We start from the raw sequence: 16,567 nt of genomic DNA, 5'->3' as shown, positions 1-16,567 counted from the left end.
GGATAGGCACCGCGTTGCGGTCACTTCCAGAGCGTACGGCCGAAGAAGGTCAATGCGCGGTCCCAAGCCAGTTGCGCCCACACCGGGTCGTACTGGGTGCCCGCAATACGGCCCGGGCCGACGGCGGTTTCATTGGCGAAGGCGTGGTGGGCCAGATACCGATGGAACTCGATGTCGACCCCGCCCTCGCCCAACTTCGCCTCCAGCGCGTCGACGTTTTCGGCCGGAAAGAACTCGTCCTGAGTGGCCCAGTGCGCCTGGACCGGGACCTTGATCGCTTGCGGATCGAGGTACTCCAGCGGCGGCATGCCGTAGAACACCACCCCTGCCGACAGCTCCGGAATGAAGTTCAGCGCCAGCAACGTCAGCGCACCGCCCATGCAGAAGCCGGTGACGCCCACGTTGGGCGTGTGGTCCTTCAAATACTGCACCGCGCCGCGGATGTCCTGGGTGGCGGCATCGGCGAAGTCGAGCTTGCTCATCAGGTGATGGGCCTCTTCTTCCTCGACGGTCATTTCGCCCCGATACAGGTCCGGGACCAGCGCCAGGTAACCGGCAGCGGCCAATCGGTCCGCCACGCCGCGGATCTGATCGTTGAGGCCCCACCATTCCTGGATCACCACGATGGCCGGGGCGCCCTGACTGTTCGCCGGACTAGCCAGGTAACCGCTGACCGACTTGCCGTCCGGACGGTTGTAAGTGATCGTTTTAGCGGTTGCCTGTTGTGCTTTCGATGGCGTCACGTGAGTCTCCCGAAGCGATGAAAAGGTGGATGGGCGTACCGCGGCGGTCTGTGCGCTCGCCGGTAGGGGCTGGCTCCTTCCGACGCATTTCGCGCAGTTGCCGTTGCAGCGTGGCGACGGGCGGCGCGTAGAGGAAGCCGAACGAAACGCTGTTGCGACGGCCTTTGACCGCGTGGTGCATGAGGTGGGCCTGGTACAGCCGGCGCAGGTAGCGATTGCGAGGCTGGGGCCGCAACGGCCAGTGGCGGTGAACGATGCCGTCGTGGACCAGAATATAGATCAGCGCGAAAGCGGCGACGCCCGCGCCGACCCACTGCAGCGGGTCATGGCCGTTGTGGCCGAGGACGATCAGACCGACGGCCACCACGACGAGCACCAGCAGGTAAACGTCATTGGTTTCGAACGCGCCCAGGTGCTCCTCGTGGTGAGAACGGTGCAAAAACCAACCCCAGCCGTGCATGACGTACTTGTGCGCAAGAAAACCGACACCCTCCATGGCGATCAGGGTGCAGAGGAAAATCGCGAAGTTGAAAATCATAAGGGCGGCGTGGTCACGGGCGTCTGACGTCGAGGTGCAGCATACCGGGGGGCGTGGAAAATCAAAAGTCACGGATCGTCACCGCGCACCTGCCCGTTCACAAGGTCGCCAAAGATTTTCCGCACAACATTTGCTTTCCTGACCGACCGATGTGAAAAATGGCCGCCAGGGTGAATGGCGTTTTCATTCACTGTCCACATGCCTCCGCCGACTCATGCGGGGGGCATTGCTTTCAAGGAATTCAGAATGGCTCCAAGACAGGTAATCAACGCTTCGGTCAGTCCAAAAGGTAGCCTGGAGACGCTTTCACAACGTGAAGTCCAACAACTGAGCGCTGCTGGCTCAGGCAGTACGTACAGTCTTTTCCGCCAGTGCGCCCTGGCCATCCTCAACACGGGCGCGCATGTCGACAACGCCAAAACCATTCTCGAAGCCTACCAGGACTTCGAGGTGCGCATTCATCAACTGGACCGCGGCGTGCGCCTGGAGCTGCTGAACGCGCCCGCCGACGCCTTCGTCGACGGTGAGATGATCGCCAGCACGCGGGAAATGCTCTTCAGCGCCCTGCGCGATATCGTCTATACCGAAAGCGAGTTGGACAGCCAGCGCATCGACCTGGAATCGTCGCAAGGCATCACCGACTACGTGTTCCACCTGCTGCGCAATGCTCGCACCCTGCGGGCGGGCGTCGAGCCGAAGATGGTGGTGTGCTGGGGTGGCCACTCCATCAACACCGAGGAGTACAAATACACCAAGAAAGTCGGCCACGAACTGGGCCTGCGCAAGCTGGACATCTGCACCGGCTGCGGCCCGGGCGTGATGAAGGGGCCGATGAAAGGCGCCACCATCGCCCATGCCAAACAACGCATCAGCGGTGGCCGCTACTTGGGGCTGACCGAGCCGGGCATCATCGCCGCCGAAGCGCCGAACCCGATCGTCAATGAGCTGGTGATCCTTCCGGACATCGAAAAACGCCTGGAAGCCTTCGTCCGGGTTGGCCACGGCATCATCATCTTCCCGGGGGGCGCCGGCACGGCGGAAGAATTCCTCTACCTGCTGGGCATCCTGATGCACCCCGACAACCAGGACCTGCCCTTCCCCGTCATTCTCACCGGCCCGAAAAGCACCGCGCCCTACCTGGAGCAACTGCACGCGTTCGTCAGCGCGACCCTGGGTGCGCAAGCGCACAAGCATTACCAGATCATCATCGACGACCCGGCCGAAGTCGCGCGGCAAATGGTTGCCGGGCTGGCCGAGGTTCGCCAGTTCCGACGCGAGCGGGCCGACGCCTTTCACTTCAACTGGCTGCTGAAGATCGAGGAAAGCTTCCAGCGTCCGTTCGACCCGACCCACGCCAACATGGCCAGCCTGCAGTTGCGCCGCGACCTGCCGCCCCATGAACTGGCGGCCAACCTGCGCCGGGCGTTTTCAGGCATCGTGGCGGGCAACGTCAAGGACAAGGGCATTCGCCTGATCGAAGAGCACGGCCCATACGAGATTCACGGCGATGCCGAAGTCATGCAGCCGCTGGACAAGCTGTTGCAGGCGTTCGTCGAGCAGCACCGGATGAAGCTGCCGGGCGGCGCGGCCTATGTGCCCTGTTACCGCGTGGTGTCCTGAGCCGCGACCGTGATGCGTTTATAGGTGGTCCACGGGCCGGCGGTGGCGAGTTGCATGGCCACCGCTCTCTGGCCGCAGGCCCCCGTCGCTCGCCCCCTTGTGTTATTACCTCGACCGACCGGACCCTCCATGATCCAGATTCGCCCCATGACGGCCGAAGACTTCGAACGCTTCTGGCCGACCTTCCAGGCCGTGATCAAGGCGCAGGAAACCTACGCCTATGATCCCGACCTGACGTACGAGCAAGCCCAGCACCTGTGGCTCGAATACCCGCCGCACACACTGATCGCTGAAGAAGACGGCGTCTTGCTCGGCAGCTATTACCTCAAGGCCAACGCCGCCGGCCCCGGTAGCCACGTGTGCAACTGCGGTTACATGGTCACCGACCAGGCCCGCGGTCGTGGCGTAGCACGGGCGATGTGCGAACACTCGCAGCAACTGGCGGTGGACAGCGGCTTCAGCGCGATGCAGTTCAACTCGGTGGTGTCGACCAACGACGTGGCCGTGGCGCTGTGGACCAAGCTCGGCTTCGAGACGGTCGGTCGCCTGCCTCGCGCCTATCGCCATGCGCGCCATGGTCTGGTGGATTGCCTGGTGATGTTCAAATGGCTGGCCGAGATGCCGGCCTCCCGGAGGGCCAAGAGCCCGCTGCTGATCGGGCGCAAGAATATCGAATCGGTGGTGTCCCGGCCGCGACGTCCGCGCCCGTGAGGCGTCGGGCCATCTGACGGCCTGGGAATGGGAACCCGTGGGCCGGTGAGACCACTCAGGAACGAACCGACCGCACAAGGACAGCCTCATGAGCACACCGGACACCCTGCTTGCCGCACTGGGCAGGCATTTGAATACCGAACTGGGTCTGGAAAATGGCGTTTGCGCGCTGTTCGATCAGGACCGTGAAGTCGCCATCATCGAAATGCCTCCCGCGGGCGATGTCGCGGTGCTGCACTGCAAGCTGCCGCTACGTTCGACGCCCGACACGTATGAACATCTGCTGCGCTTGAACTTCGACACGGACGCGCTGCACGGGTGCTGGCTGGCACTGGCCCCCCGCAACGACCTCCGGCTATGCACGCACATGGCGCTTCAGGGCCTGTCGGAAGCTGCATTCGTGCACGGTGTTCAGGGCTTCATCCGCCAGGCGCGGGAAATGCCTCATCTGCTGAAAACGGTCACGCCGCCGAAACGCTCGGCGATGCCGGGGCTGGCCCGTAGCCTATAGGCTTCAAGCGGCGACACCCGGGTGTCGTGCGATGACGCTTTTTGCCATCTGCGCGGCGCTTCCAAACTTGCTGGAATCCGATCTCTCTACGATGCTGTACACACGGCCCGATTGGCGTGGCCGCGCTCACAAATACGCGCCGGAGAGGCCAGCATGACGACCGTAGCCGAACTACTGAAACTCAAAGAAAAGCACCAGGGTGAAGTTCACACCGTCACACAGGATCAGATGGTCATCGACGCGATCAAGCTCATGGCCGAGAAGAACATCGGCGCCGTGCCGGTGGTCGATGGTGCGGTGATCGTCGGCATCGTCAGCGAGCGGGATTACGCCCGCAAGATGGAACTGGAAGGACGCGCGTCGGTCGGCACGCCGGTCAGCGAGATCATGACCCGGAATGTGAAAACCATCACCCCGCAGCACAAAGTGGATGCGTGCATGGGCATCATGACCGATAACCGCTTGCGCCACTTGCCCGTGGTGGAGAACGGTCAGTTGGTGGGACTGCTGTCCATCGGCGACCTGGTCAAGGAAGCCATCGCCGAACAGGCACGCCTGATCGAGAAAATGCAGGAATACATCCGCGGCGAGAGTTATTGATCCACACGACGCACCGACTGTCACTGCACCGGCAGGAAGTTGAGGAACAACAGGCTCTGCGCGTAATTGAGGCCAATTCGCCGATAGCGCTCGTCGAGCATTTGGGTCAGCAGGTCAAGCCGCGCGACGATTTTTCCAAATTCCGTGGCAAAGCTCAGGTTGCTGCCCTCTTCCGTGATTTCGTTGGAGAACAGCATCAACTCGCCGTTCGCGTTTTGTCGCTGGCCAAGCAACCACGTGGCCTTCTCGATGTTGCGGGCGGCGTTGTTGACGAAGGTCGGGTTGATCTGGTCAGTCATGAAGAATTCGAGCCGTCCGCCATGGGCGGTGACCAGCATGCTGCCAATGGCGTAGATGAAGGCGCCGACCCGATCGCCCAGGAACTCAGGGCTCAATGCGTAGCTGAGGGCTGCCAGGTCCCGACGGTTGCCTAACTGCGGCAACGGCTTCTGCTGTTCAATGGCCAAGCGCACATTGCGTTCAGCGGCGCGCGCGTCGACGAAGCCGGATTTGCGCCACTGTGCCGGATTGCGCAAATACAGTTTGCTCATCAACAGGTAAAGGCTTTCCAGGTTGTCGTGCATGGCCAGGGTGGCCATCCGGTCGACGCTGGTCTGAAAAAATTCCTGAGGCCGGGTTTCACTGAGTTGCGTCGCCACGTCGCGCCCATCCTGTCGAGTACAACCGACCGCGCAAAGCGCCATGAGCCCGAACGCGAGCAGCGCCCGCGAGCGCGAACGCATGAAGAACCCAGAAGCAACACACACCATCGATCACACGCTTCAACCCACTGGACCCGCGTCAATCGCAGCGTCCCCGCCCTGCATAGAGCGGCAAATCGGAAAAAAGTGCGGCGAGCGGAGTCAATCCGCGCTGAACACGGCTGCCCGCCATTCGGTTTTCCGGCCCGGAGTGGCGCGCGGATTTGACGGCGCCGTCGCCTTTCACCAAGCTAGCCGACTTCACATGTTTCCAGGACCGCTCCGCGTGATGACCCCAAGCCCGCATTGGCGCCGCTTTCTTTTCTGCCTCGCTCCGCTGATCGCCTTGCTCGCAGCCTGCGATGGCGGTGCACCCAAACCCAAGCCTGCCGAGGCCACCACCTACGTCAGCGTCGAGTGGGACAAACTGCCCGCCGTCAACGACGTCGACCTGATGGCGGGTTTCAACAGTTGGTTCTCGGCCTGCAAGCGGCTGGCGAAGGACGCGGTCTGGGGCCCCACCTGCGCGCAAGCGGCGCAGGTGCCGCAGAACCCGGCGGCGGTGCGCGACTTTCTGAAGAACACGCTTCAGGTCTACAGCCTGCGCTCGTCGGAGCACGGCGCCAACGGGCTGATCACCGGCTACTACGAGCCCATCTACAAAGGCAGCGAGCAGCGCAATGACCAACACCCGGTCGCCATTTACGGCGTCCCCGAGGACTTGATCATCGTCAACCTGGACAGCCTGTACCCCGAGCTCAAAGGCAAGCGCCTGCGCGGTCGCCTCGACGGTCGTGTCCTGCGTCCTTATGACGATGCAGCCACCATCGGCGAAAAAGGCGTCAACGCCCCGGTCCTCGCGTGGCTGGAAAACCCTATCGACCTGCAGTTCCTGCAAATCCAGGGCTCGGGCCGCGTTCAGCTCGAAAGCGGTCGGCAATTGCGCATCGCCTATGCCGACCAGAATGGCTACCCGTACAAACCCGTGGGCCGCTGGCTGGTGGAACAGGGCCAGTTGACCAAGGACGAAGTGTCCATGGGTCGTATCCGCGATTGGGCCATTGCCCACCCCGAGCGCGTGCCCGAGCTGTTGGGGAGCAACCCCAGTTACGTGTTCTTCACCCTGCGCCCGGACAGCGACGAAGGGCCGCGCGGCTCGCTCAACGTGCCGTTGACCGCCGGGTACAGCGTGGCGATCGATCGCAAGGTGATTCCACTGGGCAGCCTGCTCTGGTTGTCGTCGACCCGTCCGGACGGGTCGCCGCTGGTGCGTCCGGTGGCCGCCCAGGACACCGGGGGCGCGATTGCGGGCGAAGTGCGCGCCGATATGTTCTGGGGCACCGGCGATGCCGCGGGCGAACTGGCGGGCAAAATGAAACAGCAAGGGCAGATCTGGATGCTGTGGCCCAAGGGAGCCCCCTTGCCAGACAACAAGCCCAAAAGTTGAAGACAGGACCCCCTGGCCCATGAGCACTGAAGTGATACCCACTGAACAGATCACCCTCACCGGCAGCGCCGTAGCGTTGCAGCCGCTCCAGACCGCCCATGCGGGGGAGCTGCTGGAAGCTGCCGCGGACGGCAATCTATGGGACATGAAGGTCACGGTCATTCCCGGCCCCGCTACCGTCGAGCAGTACATCGCCACCGCCCTGGCGGGACGCGCGGCGGGTTCGGTGATGCCGTTCGTGATCGTGCGCCGCGACACCGGTCGCATCGTCGGCAGCACCCGCTTCTGGAAAATCGACCGCAAGAACCGCAAGCTGGAGATCGGTCACACTTGGCTGGGGCAATCGGTCCAGCGCTCGGGCCTGAACACAGAAATGAAATACCTGATGCTGAGCTACGCCTTCGAGGTCATGGAGTGCGTGCGCGTGCAATTCACCACCGACGAATTGAACGAGAAATCCCGGGCGGCCATTCTGCGCATCGGCGCCACTCAGGAAGGCATCGTCCGCCACGAACGCATCATGCCCGATGGTCGCAAGCGCAACTCGGTGCGGTTCAGCATCATCGGCGACGAATGGCCGGCGGTGAAAGCGCTCCTGCGAACACGCATGGCATCTGCCCCCTGAGCGCATCAACGGCGAATCCCAACCTGGTGTCCGGTGGCGGATGGATCTGTAACCGGTTTCAGGTATAACGAAGCACCGACCCTCGAACTCATCCTCCTGACCTTTTTATGACCCAGACTGATGCTCCCCACGATTTCCACATGGGCTGGCTGCTGTTTGCCCTGGCCATGGGCGCTTTCGCCATCGGTACCACCGAATTCGCGTCGATGACGCTCTTGCCGTTCATCGCTGGCGAGTTTCACAGCACCCAGCCATTGGCCGGCCATGCCATCAGCGCCTATGCATTGGGGGTCGTGGTGGGCTCGCCGGTGATCATGGTATTGGGGGTCCGCTTGGAGCGCCGGGCTTTGCTGGTCATGCTGGCCGCTTTCATTGGCGTCGCCAATGCCCTGAGCGCAATCGCCCCCTCCTTGCCCTGGCTGGTGTTCTTCCGCTTTTTGAGTGGTTTTCCCCATGGCGCCTATTTCGGCGTCGCCATGCTGCTGGCGGCCTCGCTGGTGCCCAAGAATCAACGGGCACAGGCGGTCTCGAGGGTATTTCTCGGCTTGACCATCGCCACCATCGTCGGCGTGCCATTCGCCACCTGGATCGGCCAGACCGTTGGCTGGCGCTGGGGCCTCGGCATCGTCGCGGGGCTGGCGGCCATCACCGCGCTGCTGATTCGCTCACTGGCACCGCTTTCACCGGCGCAGGCCGACGCCAGCCCGCTGCGCGAGTTGGGCGCTTTGCGTTCGCGTCAGGTCTGGTTGACGCTGGGTATCGCCGGCATTGGCTTCGGCGGGGTGTTCTGCGTGTACACCTACCTGGCGGCGACGCTGATCGAAGTGACCCGCACCTCGGGGATCATGATTCCCTTGGTCATGGCCGTGTTCGGGCTCGGGACCACGGTCGGCAATCTGGTGTGCGGCTGGGCGGCGGACCGCGCAACGATGCGCGCGGCAGGCATTTCCCTGGGCTTCACCGCGGTGGTGCTGATGCTCTACCCCGCCGCCACCGAAAACCTCTGGCTGCTGATCCCTCTGGTGTTTTTCATTGGCTGTGGCGTGGGCCTGGCCGCGATCCTGCAAACGCGTCTGATGGACGTTGCCCCGCACGCGCAGTCACTGGCCGGGGCGCTGGTGCAAAGTGCGTTCAATCTGGCCAACGCCATTGGCCCATGGGTCGGCGGCATCGTGATTTCGTTGGGCCTGGGTCTTCCGGCCACCGGCTATGCGGCGGCCGCGCTGACCTTTGGCGGGCTGGGCATGTGGTACTGGGCGCTGGTGGACGCGCGCCGCCAGCAGGCGCCGTTCGCCGAGCAGCGGGCCTGACGCGGTGCGTCACCGTGTCACTTAGCGGCGGCCTGAAAAACCTTGTCCGTTGCGCAGGGGCAGGCATAATCCCCGCTATCCACCGCCAGTGAAGAGCGTTACGGCCTTGAGACACGCGACATTCTGTTCAGATCCCGTCATGGCCAGCAGTTGCGCCAATGGCTCGGTACGCCGGGCGTCCCGTCGGCTGGGCCAAATCTACGATGAAGCCTTTCAGGCATGCGGCCTGAAGGCCACCCAGTATTCACTTCTGTCACAGATCGCCCGCAGCGACGAGCCGCGCATGCGCGACCTGGCGCAGGCTCTGGTGATGGACTTGTCGGCGTTGGGCCATACGCTCAAGCCGCTGGTGCGCGATGGCCTGGTGGAGTTGCAGGTCGATGAGGCCGACCGCCGCAGCCGGCGCGTGCTGCTGACCGCTGCCGGCAAGCGCAAATATCAGGAGGCCCGCAAGGTATCGGAGCGGGTTTCGCAGATGTTCGACAAAACCTTCGGCGCCGAAGAGACGGTGAAGCTGCGCCAGGCACTGGACTTCATCGCCTCGGAAGGGTTCGCCGACGCGCTGCTGCAGGCGCTGAAAGCGGACCGGGCGTAAAGCTCTGCTTCAAGAGCCGCTGCGCCGACTCACGGATCGATGGGCGGATCGTCGTCGCTGTTGCCCGGGTCGGGAAACATCACGCCCACCCGCGGTCGGTGCAGGCCACGCGCAGGGGCCATCGCGGCCGATTCCGCGAGTTTGGTCGCCATCTCCCAGTGTCGGGCCTCTTGTCCCTCAGGCCTGCCCTCGGTTTCCCAAATCAGTTGTGCCAGTTGGCGGACTGCGTCTTCGTCCACACTCATGCCTGCCCCCCTTTGCCTGCTGACCCACCACGCCGCCGACATCGAGCCGAGCCCCAACCCTTCGATGCCCACGGCATGGGCCAGACCGTCATTCAGTTGATCCTGAGGATGAAATCCGAGCGCCTCCGTGGGGGCGGTGAAGGCTGTAGACAGCCAGAACCGCCTGCCCGTCCCTGGACGCGTTACGGGGACGCCACGACGTCGCATGACCGAGTCTCCTCAGCACGACTCAGCCGCGACGCCGCAGCAAGAGGCTGCCCAGAATGCCCAGCCCGGCTGCCACACCGACCGCCTGCCAGGGATGAGCCTTGACGTAGTCACGGCCCGTCTCAAGCCAGTGGGCGACGGGTGAAGGGGCGGACGCCGGTTCGGTTACGGAGCGCTCTGCCTGCTCGAGGAACGCCGTGAGCCGCTTGTGCGCCAGGGCGGTTCGATCCTGATGCAAGGCATCGCCCGCGGCGAGCAAGGCGTTGGTCTCATTGATGAAGGTGTTCAGTTGATCGCGGGTTTTGCGGTAAAGGTCGTCCGTCAGGGAGTCGCTGACCTTGTTGATCTGGCTCATGGCAGTTCCGTTTTGGGGTCATGGAACTGGGTTGACACGGGCTGGATGGCATTCGTTCCGATGATCTTTGCCCGGCGGGCCCGAACGGCGCGAGAGATGTTGGCACCCGCGCCGAAGCGGCGAAGCAACGCTTATTGCAGCGCCTGAGACCCCACCGGATTGGTGCGCGCGGTGGGCAGCTCCTTGGCCACCGCCGGGGCCGTCTCGCGCATCTTCATCGCGCACAAGGTGGACACCACGCCCAGCGAACTGAAAAGCAGCGCCGGTCCCATCCAGCCCACTTTGGCGTACAGCGCGGTGGCGATGAACGGTAGCGTACCGGCCACCAGCGACGCGCAGTTATAGCCCAGGGAAATCCCGGAGGACCGCACGTTGGCCGGAAACTGCTCGGTGAACCAACTGGCCTCGACCGCGAAGATCGGGTCATGGCTGAGAATCAACGCCATGGCCACGGCCACAATGATGAGGGGGACGATACCGGTGTTGATCATCATGAACATCGGGATGCCGAACACGATGGTGAACAGCGAGCCAATCAGAAACACCGGTTTGCGTCCGATGCGGTCGCTCAACGCGCCGTAGAACAGGTGACTGCCCAGCCCGATCGCGGAACCGATCATCGTGCCCCAGAGCACGTTTTGCTTGGTGGCAATCCCCGCCAGCAACACGTAGGACAGCATGAAACTGGTGGCCAGGTAGTAGCCGCCGGTTTCCGCCAGGCGCAGGCCGGCGATTTGCAAGACCTTGCGCCAGTCCTTGCGAATGACTTCCAGTGCAGGCTGCTTGATCAGCGCATTCTGCGCCTTGGCTTTTTCGAATTCAGGCGACTCGCTGACGCTCAGGCGAATCCACATGCCCACCGCGACCATCACCACCGACGCAAGGAACGGCGCGCGCCAGACCCAGTCGCCTTCGAACACCATGGCTGACAGCAGAAAGGCCCCGTTGGCCATCAGCAGCCCCAGGGGAATGCCGATCTGGGGCACCGCGCCGAAGAAGCCGCGACGATGGGCGGGCGCGTGTTCGCAGGCCATCAGCACGGCACCGCCCCACTCCGCGCCGAAGCCGATGCCCTGAATCATCCGCAGCAAGATCAACAGAATCGGCGCGATCACGCCGGCCTGTGCATAGGTGGGCAAGGCACCGATAAGGACCGTCGCCCCGCCCATGGCCAGCAACGACCAGAGCAGCACGGTCTTGCGCCCGAGGCGGTCGCCGTAATGCCCCGCCAGATAGCCACCCAGAGGGCGCATGAAAAAGCCCACCGCCATGGTCGCGAACGCGGCCAGAATACCGACGATCGGCTCTGTGGTGTGGAAGAACACTTGGCCAAACCAGCCGGCGGCGGCGGTGCCGTAGATGAAGAAGTCATAACTCTCCACGGCCGAACCGATCATGGAGGCGAAGGAGACTTTTCCCGCATTGTTCTGCTCGGGTGAGGCTTGGGTGGATTCGCTCATGGCAAACTCCGGGATCTTATTGTTGTAGTGACGGGCAGAACGGGCCTGCCCGCTGCGTTGAAACGTACTGTCTTGCGGTACCGGCTAGGGCGCCCAGGTTTCGATCACTCGACTGTCATCACGCTTGCCCAGGCCCGACTCGGCCGCTTGGCAAAACCGCGCGTGAGCGGTGTCGAGTAGCGGTACGGCCGCGCCACAGCCTTGAGCGGCGTCAGCGACCAGCCCGCTGTCCTTGACGAAAATGTCCACCATGCTGGTGACTTGGGTGTCGGTGCCTTCGAGCATGCGCGGGCCACGGTCGGACAGCATCCACGATCCCCCTGCGCCCTGCTGCACCAGATCCAGTACCCGTCCCGGGTCCAGACCCAGCGATCGCGCCAGGCTCAACGCCTCGGCAGCCGCCACCAGGTGCACCGAACACAGGTGCTGATTGACCACCTTGATGGCCTGACCATCGCCGATCTCCAGCCCGGCGTTGCGCACCTTGCCCATGCTTCGCAACACCGGTTCGACATGGGCGACCGCGGCCGCCGGACCGGCCGCAAATATCAACAGGCTACCGGTTTGTGCCCGCGCGACGCCGCCGGTGACGGGAGCGTCGACCACCTGCACGCCTTTTTCTCGCAGACGCGCGGCCTGCTCGCGCACCGAGGCCGGGCCGACGGTACTCATCACCACCCAGTGCTGCCCAGGCTTCAGTGGGCCGCATTGACTGACCAGCGCGTCGAGTTGCGCGGGGGTGGCAACCATGACCACGACGACATCGGCATCACTGGCCGCTTGCCAGTCAGCGCTGGATTCGATGCCATGCGTCAGCGCCAGCGCGCGGTTCGCTTCACTCAACTCGATGCCGATCAGCCCATGGCCAGCTTGCTGGATCTGCCGCGCCATAGGCAGGCCGATGGCCCCGAGGCCAATAAAAGCAACGTTCATTTTCGCGCTCCTTATACCAGCCACTGGCGGATGTTCTCCGCCATGACTTGAGTGGAAATGCCATAGCGATCATGCAGGGTCGGCAGCGCACCGGCGTCCAGATAGGCGTCCGGCAAGGCGATCTGGCGAAACACCGGGCTGATCCGCGCCTTGAGCAGGGCCAGCGCCACCGCTTCACCCAGGCCGCCGACCGTGCTGTGGTTCTCGGCCACCACCACCAAGCGCCCGCCGCGTTGGCATTCGCGCACAAGCGTGGCCTCGTCCAGCGGCTTGATGGTCGGGACGTGTAAGACCGCGACCTCGGCACTGCCGTCGTCCAGCAGTTCGGCCACTTCCAGCGCACGCATGGTCATGATGCCGCTGGAGATGATCAGCACATCTTTTCCATCCCGCAGCAGGCTGGCCTTGCCCAGTTCAAACCGGTAGTCGTACTGATCCAGCACCATGGGCACCTTGCCCCGCAACAACCGCATGTACACCGGGCCGGTGTATTCGGCGATGGCGGCCACGGCTTGGGCCGTATCCAGCGCATCACAGGGGTCGATCACGGTCAGGCCCGGCACCGCGCGCATCAGCGCCAGGTCATCGGTGGCCTGGTGGCTGGGGCCGTAGCCGGTTGTCAAGCCTGGCAGCGCGGCGCAGATCTTGACGTTCAGGTGCTCCTCGCCGATCACCTGGTGAATGAAGTCATAGGCACGGCGCGTGGCAAACACCGCATAGGTGGTGGCGAAGGGGATCAGCCCCTCCTTCGCCATCCCCCCTGCGGCGGCCATCAGCAGTTGTTCGGCCATGCCCATTTGCAGGTGCCGTTCGGGAAACTCGCGAGCCAAAATGTGCAGGTCGGTGTATTTCGACAAGTCGGCGGTCATGCCGACAATCCGAGGATCTTTTTGCGCGGCGGCCACCAGCGCGTGGCCGAACGGTGCGGCTTCGGTGCGCTGGCCTTCGCTGGCGATCGAGGCAATCATCGCCGAAGTGGTCAGGCGCGGTTTTTGAGCGGTTGGCAGGTTCATTCAGGCACTCCTCGATTCGTAATGCGCGTCGAGAGCCTTGATCGCGGCCTGCCACTCCTCCGGCTCGACACGGATGAAATGGTTTTTTTCGCGGGTTTCCAGGAAGTCCACGCCCTTGCCCATCAGCGTGTCGAACAGGATGACCCGCGGCTGGGCCGCTTTGACTGCCATGGCTTGATCGAACGCGGCGATGACCGCCGCAAGATCGTTGCCATCGACCCGCTGCACATGCCAGCCGAATGCCTGCCATTTGTCCGCCAGCGGTTCGAAATCCAGAATCTCGCGGGAATTGCCGTCCGCCTGCTGCTGGTTGAGGTCGACCAGGGCGATCAAATTCCCCAGTTCATGGTGGGCCGCCGACATCGCGGCTTCCCAGGTCGAACCCTCGTTGAGTTCGCCATCGGACATCGAGTTGAAGACCCACGCGGGATTGCCTTTCATGCGCAGCCCCAGTGCCATGCCCACGCCGATCGGCAGGCCCTGGCCGAGGGAACCGCCGGAGATTTCCATGCCGGGGGTGTAGCTCGCCATGCCCGACATCGGCAGGCGGCTGTCGTCGGAGCCGTAGGTCTCCAATTCGCTTTCGGGGATGATTTGCGCTTCGATCAACGCGGCGTAGAGCGCAATCGCGTAGTGGCCGTGTGACAAGAGAAAGCGGTCACGGCCCTCCCATGACGGCTCGCCGGGGCGAACGTTCATGGCGTAGCAATAGGCAGTGGCCAGTACATCGGCCCAGCCCAGTGCCTGCCCGACATAACCCTGCCCTTGAACTTCGCCCATGCGTAATGCGAAACGCCGGATGCGCCAGGCGTGCCGGGCGACGCGATGCAGCGACGCTGCGCCTGCGTCGGCGGCCTGAGAACGTGTTGTCATGCGTGAGTCCTGCTTATTTTTATTAAGGGGTGACACCATCGTCAGCAGGCAACCAATTGATGTTTCGAATTCATCAAATGGCCTGCAAGCGATGTGCAATCAACCTATCATCGGCAAATAGCCCCTTACAAAGGACATTTTTGCAGCAATGAGTGAGCAGAATTCATTAATTCAGCAGCTTCGCCGGGTGCCGCTGTCAGCGCTGCGGGTGTTCGAATCTGCAGGCCGGTCAGGGTCGTTCATTCAGGCGGCCCAGGAGCTGGGCATTTCCCCGAGCGCCGTGAGCCATTCGATTCGCAAGCTGGAGGCATCCATCGACCTGCAGTTGTTCGAACGCACCACCCGCGAAGTCAACCTCACGGCCAAGGGCCGACTGCTGATGGAGCACGTGCAACGGGGGTTGGAGGAAATGCAGCGTGGATTTGTCCTGGCCAGCAGCGATGAACCCCCGCCTCTGCGCCTGCACACCGCGCCCAGTTTCGGCATGCAATGGTTGATGCCGCGCTTGGCCCGTTTCGTCCAGGCCCACCCGACCATCGACCTGCGCTTCTCGGCCAGCACCGATTACGCGCAATTCGAAAACGACGACTTCGACCTCGACATCGTTTATGGCGAGCCGCGATCGAGCCTTATCGAGAAAGTCCCGCTGGCCGTCGAGCACCTCACGCCACTGTGCAGCCCGGAACTGGCCCGAAGCATTCGCACCCCGCAAGACCTTTACGAGCATCGGCTGATTCAGTGCGATGTACAGATGCTGCAGTGGAAAGGCTGGTTCGAGGCCAACCACCTCATGTCCCCGCACCACTACGCCTTGCGCTTCGACCGCAGCATCATGGCCATCGCCGCCGCCAGCAACGGCATGGGGGTGGTCCTGGAGTCGACCCTGCTGGCCCAGACCGAGCTGGAAAGAGGCACCCTGGTCGCACCGCTGCGGGCCGTGACCCATGACGTGCAGTACATCGGCCACTACCTCGTCTATCCAAAACGAAGAACCCGGCACGAGGCGGCGGAGGTGTTCAAGAAGTGGCTTCTGGATGAGTTGGGGTTAGGGTCCGCCAGTTTGCCCCGTCAGGATTGACCAAGTGCCGCGGGCCAATGCCAGCCCACGGCCGTAGGTCGGCGCGACCAGGCCGGTGGCCAGAATCCTGTTCGCGATCTGGCAACTGTATGCAGTCATACAGGGCGCCAGCGTTCTGCTGTTAGGGTTCACCTTCTTTGAGGTGACCTTTGCAATTCTTCAAGGTTGGCCTGTACACGAGTCGGCGCGAACGGCCATTGAACGCATCAAAGGTCGGGCCGATCCGGATTTCGCGCATTAACCATACGGGTACACCCATCCGAAGCGAACCCATCGTTCGGATGGACTCCAGCGGAGCCATCCTTCGAGTCGACTAATGGCACCTTCACGGTCTGTCGACGAAGTCCCTTTACAGACAACCGGTTACGTGCCGTTTTCAGAGGTCGTCCATTACCCCGCCAAAACCTCTGCGTTGAAGTCGCGTGGATCCAAACTAATGTTTTTGCCACACAGGAGCAGGACGCACCTGCTCCGGACGACAAGAAGATCTGGACGTGAGCTGACGTGCAGCTTCCGAAAACACACCAACGCCCGAGATGTTGTCGCGTAGTTGTTTTTCGTAAAGCAGAAAAGGGATTTGGAAATGGAAAACATCGTCGTTGCTGACAAGGTCACCTCTCAAATCGACGCCCGTGCCTGGGGCAATCTGCAACTGAAAGATCCCGCTGTCGTTCAAATGCCGGTCGCACCCAATCAGGTGGCATCGGTCACCCGAAATGGTCAGGACTTGATCGTCCACCTCAAAAACGGCGAGCAGATTCAAGTCGCCCATTTCTTCAATACCGGCCCGGACGGGCTGGCCAGCGACATGGTCTTTCAAGATGAGGACGGCGCGCTCTGGCAGGCGCAGTACAGCGCTGAGTCGTTCAATGGCTTCACCTTTGACGAAATCACCTCGATTGATGAGTTGATCGCCGGCACCGGCGTGGTCAGTGGCGCGACATCGGCGTGGGCCATCGCCGGGTTGGGTCTTTTGGGTGCGGGTGGCGCAGCAGCGGCCGC

General features: G+C 62.9%; 18 protein-coding genes and 1 pseudogene. 10 read left to right on the top strand and 9 right to left on the bottom strand.

What is annotated here, in order from left to right:
• Positions 1 to 20: 20 nt before the first annotated feature.
• Complete coding sequence (locus DBP26_RS15935) at positions 21 to 743, bottom strand: dienelactone hydrolase family protein (RefSeq protein ID WP_108238497.1); 723 nt, start codon at positions 741 to 743, stop codon at positions 21 to 23.
• A complete protein-coding gene (locus tag DBP26_RS15930; protein ID WP_108238496.1) occupies positions 709 to 1,281 on the bottom strand; it encodes a sterol desaturase family protein in 573 nt (190 codons plus the stop codon). The genes DBP26_RS15935 and DBP26_RS15930 overlap by 35 nt, the downstream gene beginning before the upstream one ends.
• 246 nt (positions 1,282 to 1,527) lie before the next feature.
• Here DBP26_RS15930 and ppnN point away from each other — a divergent pair, with 246 nt between their 5' ends.
• The 4 genes from ppnN to DBP26_RS15910 all read left to right on the top strand — a co-directional run bounded on the left by ppnN (position 1,528) and on the right by DBP26_RS15910 (position 4,723).
• Positions 1,528 to 2,901 (top strand): nucleotide 5'-monophosphate nucleosidase PpnN, encoded by a 1,374-nt coding sequence (ppnN, locus tag DBP26_RS15925; protein WP_108238495.1) that lies wholly within the window; start codon positions 1,528 to 1,530, stop codon positions 2,899 to 2,901.
• A 129-nt stretch (positions 2,902 to 3,030) separates the two neighbouring features.
• Positions 3,031 to 3,612 (top strand): GNAT family N-acetyltransferase, encoded by a 582-nt coding sequence (locus tag DBP26_RS15920; RefSeq protein WP_108238494.1) that lies wholly within the window; start codon positions 3,031 to 3,033, stop codon positions 3,610 to 3,612.
• A gap of 88 nt (positions 3,613 to 3,700) precedes the next feature.
• A complete protein-coding gene (locus DBP26_RS15915; RefSeq protein ID WP_108238493.1) occupies positions 3,701 to 4,123 on the top strand; it encodes a type III secretion system chaperone in 423 nt (140 codons plus the stop codon).
• Positions 4,124 to 4,276: 153 nt separating this feature from the next.
• A complete protein-coding gene (locus DBP26_RS15910) occupies positions 4,277 to 4,723 on the top strand; it encodes a CBS domain-containing protein (RefSeq protein ID WP_108238492.1) in 447 nt (148 codons plus the stop codon).
• A 20-nt stretch (positions 4,724 to 4,743) separates the two neighbouring features.
• On the opposite strand, the gene DBP26_RS15905 is transcribed toward DBP26_RS15910, so the two are convergent.
• On the bottom strand, positions 4,744 to 5,466 hold the full coding sequence (locus tag DBP26_RS15905) for a hypothetical protein (RefSeq protein ID WP_108238491.1): 723 nt from the start codon (positions 5,464 to 5,466) through the stop codon (positions 4,744 to 4,746).
• Positions 5,467 to 5,713: 247 nt separating this feature from the next.
• On the opposite strand from DBP26_RS15905, the gene DBP26_RS15900 reads away from it, so the two are divergent.
• The 4 genes from DBP26_RS15900 (at position 5,714) to DBP26_RS15885 (ending at position 9,401) form a co-directional block, all read left to right on the top strand.
• The gene (locus DBP26_RS15900; RefSeq protein ID WP_108238490.1) at positions 5,714 to 6,871 is read left to right on the top strand and encodes an MltA domain-containing protein; all 1,158 of its coding nucleotides are present in this window, start codon (positions 5,714 to 5,716) and stop codon (positions 6,869 to 6,871) included.
• Between the two features lie 19 nt (positions 6,872 to 6,890).
• On the top strand, positions 6,891 to 7,496 hold the full coding sequence (locus DBP26_RS15895; RefSeq protein ID WP_108238489.1) for a GNAT family protein: 606 nt from the start codon (positions 6,891 to 6,893) through the stop codon (positions 7,494 to 7,496).
• Between the two features lie 107 nt (positions 7,497 to 7,603).
• Complete coding sequence (locus tag DBP26_RS15890; protein ID WP_108238488.1) at positions 7,604 to 8,806, top strand: MFS transporter; 1,203 nt, start codon at positions 7,604 to 7,606, stop codon at positions 8,804 to 8,806.
• Between the two features lie 139 nt (positions 8,807 to 8,945).
• A complete protein-coding gene (locus tag DBP26_RS15885) occupies positions 8,946 to 9,401 on the top strand; it encodes a MarR family transcriptional regulator (RefSeq protein ID WP_108238487.1) in 456 nt (151 codons plus the stop codon).
• A 107-nt stretch (positions 9,402 to 9,508) separates the two neighbouring features.
• Here the strand turns inward: DBP26_RS15885 and DBP26_RS27365 are convergent.
• From DBP26_RS27365 to DBP26_RS15855, 6 genes and pseudogenes are all read right to left on the bottom strand, one after another.
• Positions 9,509 to 9,646, bottom strand: a pseudogene (locus DBP26_RS27365) (DUF2934 domain-containing protein); the annotation flags it as partial.
• 229 nt (positions 9,647 to 9,875) lie between these two features.
• On the bottom strand, positions 9,876 to 10,208 hold the full coding sequence (locus tag DBP26_RS15875) for a DUF883 C-terminal domain-containing protein (RefSeq protein ID WP_108238486.1): 333 nt from the start codon (positions 10,206 to 10,208) through the stop codon (positions 9,876 to 9,878).
• 131 nt (positions 10,209 to 10,339) lie between these two features.
• Entirely contained in the window at positions 10,340 to 11,668 is a 1,329-nt protein-coding gene (locus DBP26_RS15870) for an MFS transporter (protein ID WP_108238485.1), read from the bottom strand.
• Between the two features lie 84 nt (positions 11,669 to 11,752).
• On the bottom strand, positions 11,753 to 12,601 hold the full coding sequence (locus tag DBP26_RS15865) for an NAD(P)-dependent oxidoreductase (protein WP_108238484.1): 849 nt from the start codon (positions 12,599 to 12,601) through the stop codon (positions 11,753 to 11,755).
• An 11-nt stretch (positions 12,602 to 12,612) separates the two neighbouring features.
• Positions 12,613 to 13,614: a transketolase C-terminal domain-containing protein gene (locus DBP26_RS15860; RefSeq protein WP_108238483.1), complete on the bottom strand. Its 1,002-nt coding sequence runs from the start codon at positions 13,612 to 13,614 to the stop codon at positions 12,613 to 12,615.
• Positions 13,615 to 14,487, bottom strand: coding sequence for a transketolase (locus DBP26_RS15855; protein WP_108238482.1), 873 nt, complete (start codon positions 14,485 to 14,487; stop codon positions 13,615 to 13,617).
• Positions 14,488 to 14,635: 148 nt separating this feature from the next.
• Here DBP26_RS15855 and DBP26_RS15850 point away from each other — a divergent pair, with 148 nt between their 5' ends.
• Positions 14,636 to 15,565, top strand: coding sequence for a LysR substrate-binding domain-containing protein (locus DBP26_RS15850; protein WP_256600832.1), 930 nt, complete (start codon positions 14,636 to 14,638; stop codon positions 15,563 to 15,565).
• Positions 15,566 to 16,148: 583 nt separating this feature from the next.
• A partial coding sequence (locus tag DBP26_RS15840; protein WP_146752954.1) for a BapA prefix-like domain-containing protein occupies positions 16,149 to 16,567 on the top strand: 419 nt, incomplete at its 3' end.

This window comes from Pseudomonas sp. RIT409, from assembly GCF_003052515.2.
Taxonomy (GTDB): Bacteria; Pseudomonadota; Gammaproteobacteria; order Pseudomonadales; family Pseudomonadaceae; genus Aquipseudomonas.
The sequence above is the reverse complement of the archived record's forward strand: the minus strand, read 5'-3'. Positions and strand labels throughout refer to the sequence as shown.

Coding starts and splice junctions, on each gene's coding strand:
- DBP26_RS15855 (WP_108238482.1), bottom strand. CDS start 14,487: ATGACAACACGTTCTCAGGCCGCCGACGCAGGCGCAGCGTCGCTGCAT.
- DBP26_RS15875 (WP_108238486.1), bottom strand. CDS start 10,208: ATGAGCCAGATCAACAAGGTCAGCGACTCCCTGACGGACGACCTTTAC.
- DBP26_RS15910 (WP_108238492.1), top strand. CDS start 4,277: ATGACGACCGTAGCCGAACTACTGAAACTCAAAGAAAAGCACCAGGGT.
- DBP26_RS15895 (WP_108238489.1), top strand. CDS start 6,891: ATGAGCACTGAAGTGATACCCACTGAACAGATCACCCTCACCGGCAGC.
- DBP26_RS15885 (WP_108238487.1), top strand. CDS start 8,946: ATGGCCAGCAGTTGCGCCAATGGCTCGGTACGCCGGGCGTCCCGTCGG.
- DBP26_RS15865 (WP_108238484.1), bottom strand. CDS start 12,601: ATGAACGTTGCTTTTATTGGCCTCGGGGCCATCGGCCTGCCTATGGCG.
- DBP26_RS15870 (WP_108238485.1), bottom strand. CDS start 11,668: ATGAGCGAATCCACCCAAGCCTCACCCGAGCAGAACAATGCGGGAAAA.
- ppnN (WP_108238495.1), top strand. CDS start 1,528: ATGGCTCCAAGACAGGTAATCAACGCTTCGGTCAGTCCAAAAGGTAGC.
- DBP26_RS15850 (WP_256600832.1), top strand. CDS start 14,636: ATGAGTGAGCAGAATTCATTAATTCAGCAGCTTCGCCGGGTGCCGCTG.
- DBP26_RS15930 (WP_108238496.1), bottom strand. CDS start 1,281: ATGATTTTCAACTTCGCGATTTTCCTCTGCACCCTGATCGCCATGGAG.
- DBP26_RS15920 (WP_108238494.1), top strand. CDS start 3,031: ATGATCCAGATTCGCCCCATGACGGCCGAAGACTTCGAACGCTTCTGG.
- DBP26_RS15900 (WP_108238490.1), top strand. CDS start 5,714: ATGACCCCAAGCCCGCATTGGCGCCGCTTTCTTTTCTGCCTCGCTCCG.
- DBP26_RS15905 (WP_108238491.1), bottom strand. CDS start 5,466: ATGCGTTCGCGCTCGCGGGCGCTGCTCGCGTTCGGGCTCATGGCGCTT.
- DBP26_RS15860 (WP_108238483.1), bottom strand. CDS start 13,614: ATGAACCTGCCAACCGCTCAAAAACCGCGCCTGACCACTTCGGCGATG.
- DBP26_RS15890 (WP_108238488.1), top strand. CDS start 7,604: ATGACCCAGACTGATGCTCCCCACGATTTCCACATGGGCTGGCTGCTG.
- DBP26_RS15915 (WP_108238493.1), top strand. CDS start 3,701: ATGAGCACACCGGACACCCTGCTTGCCGCACTGGGCAGGCATTTGAAT.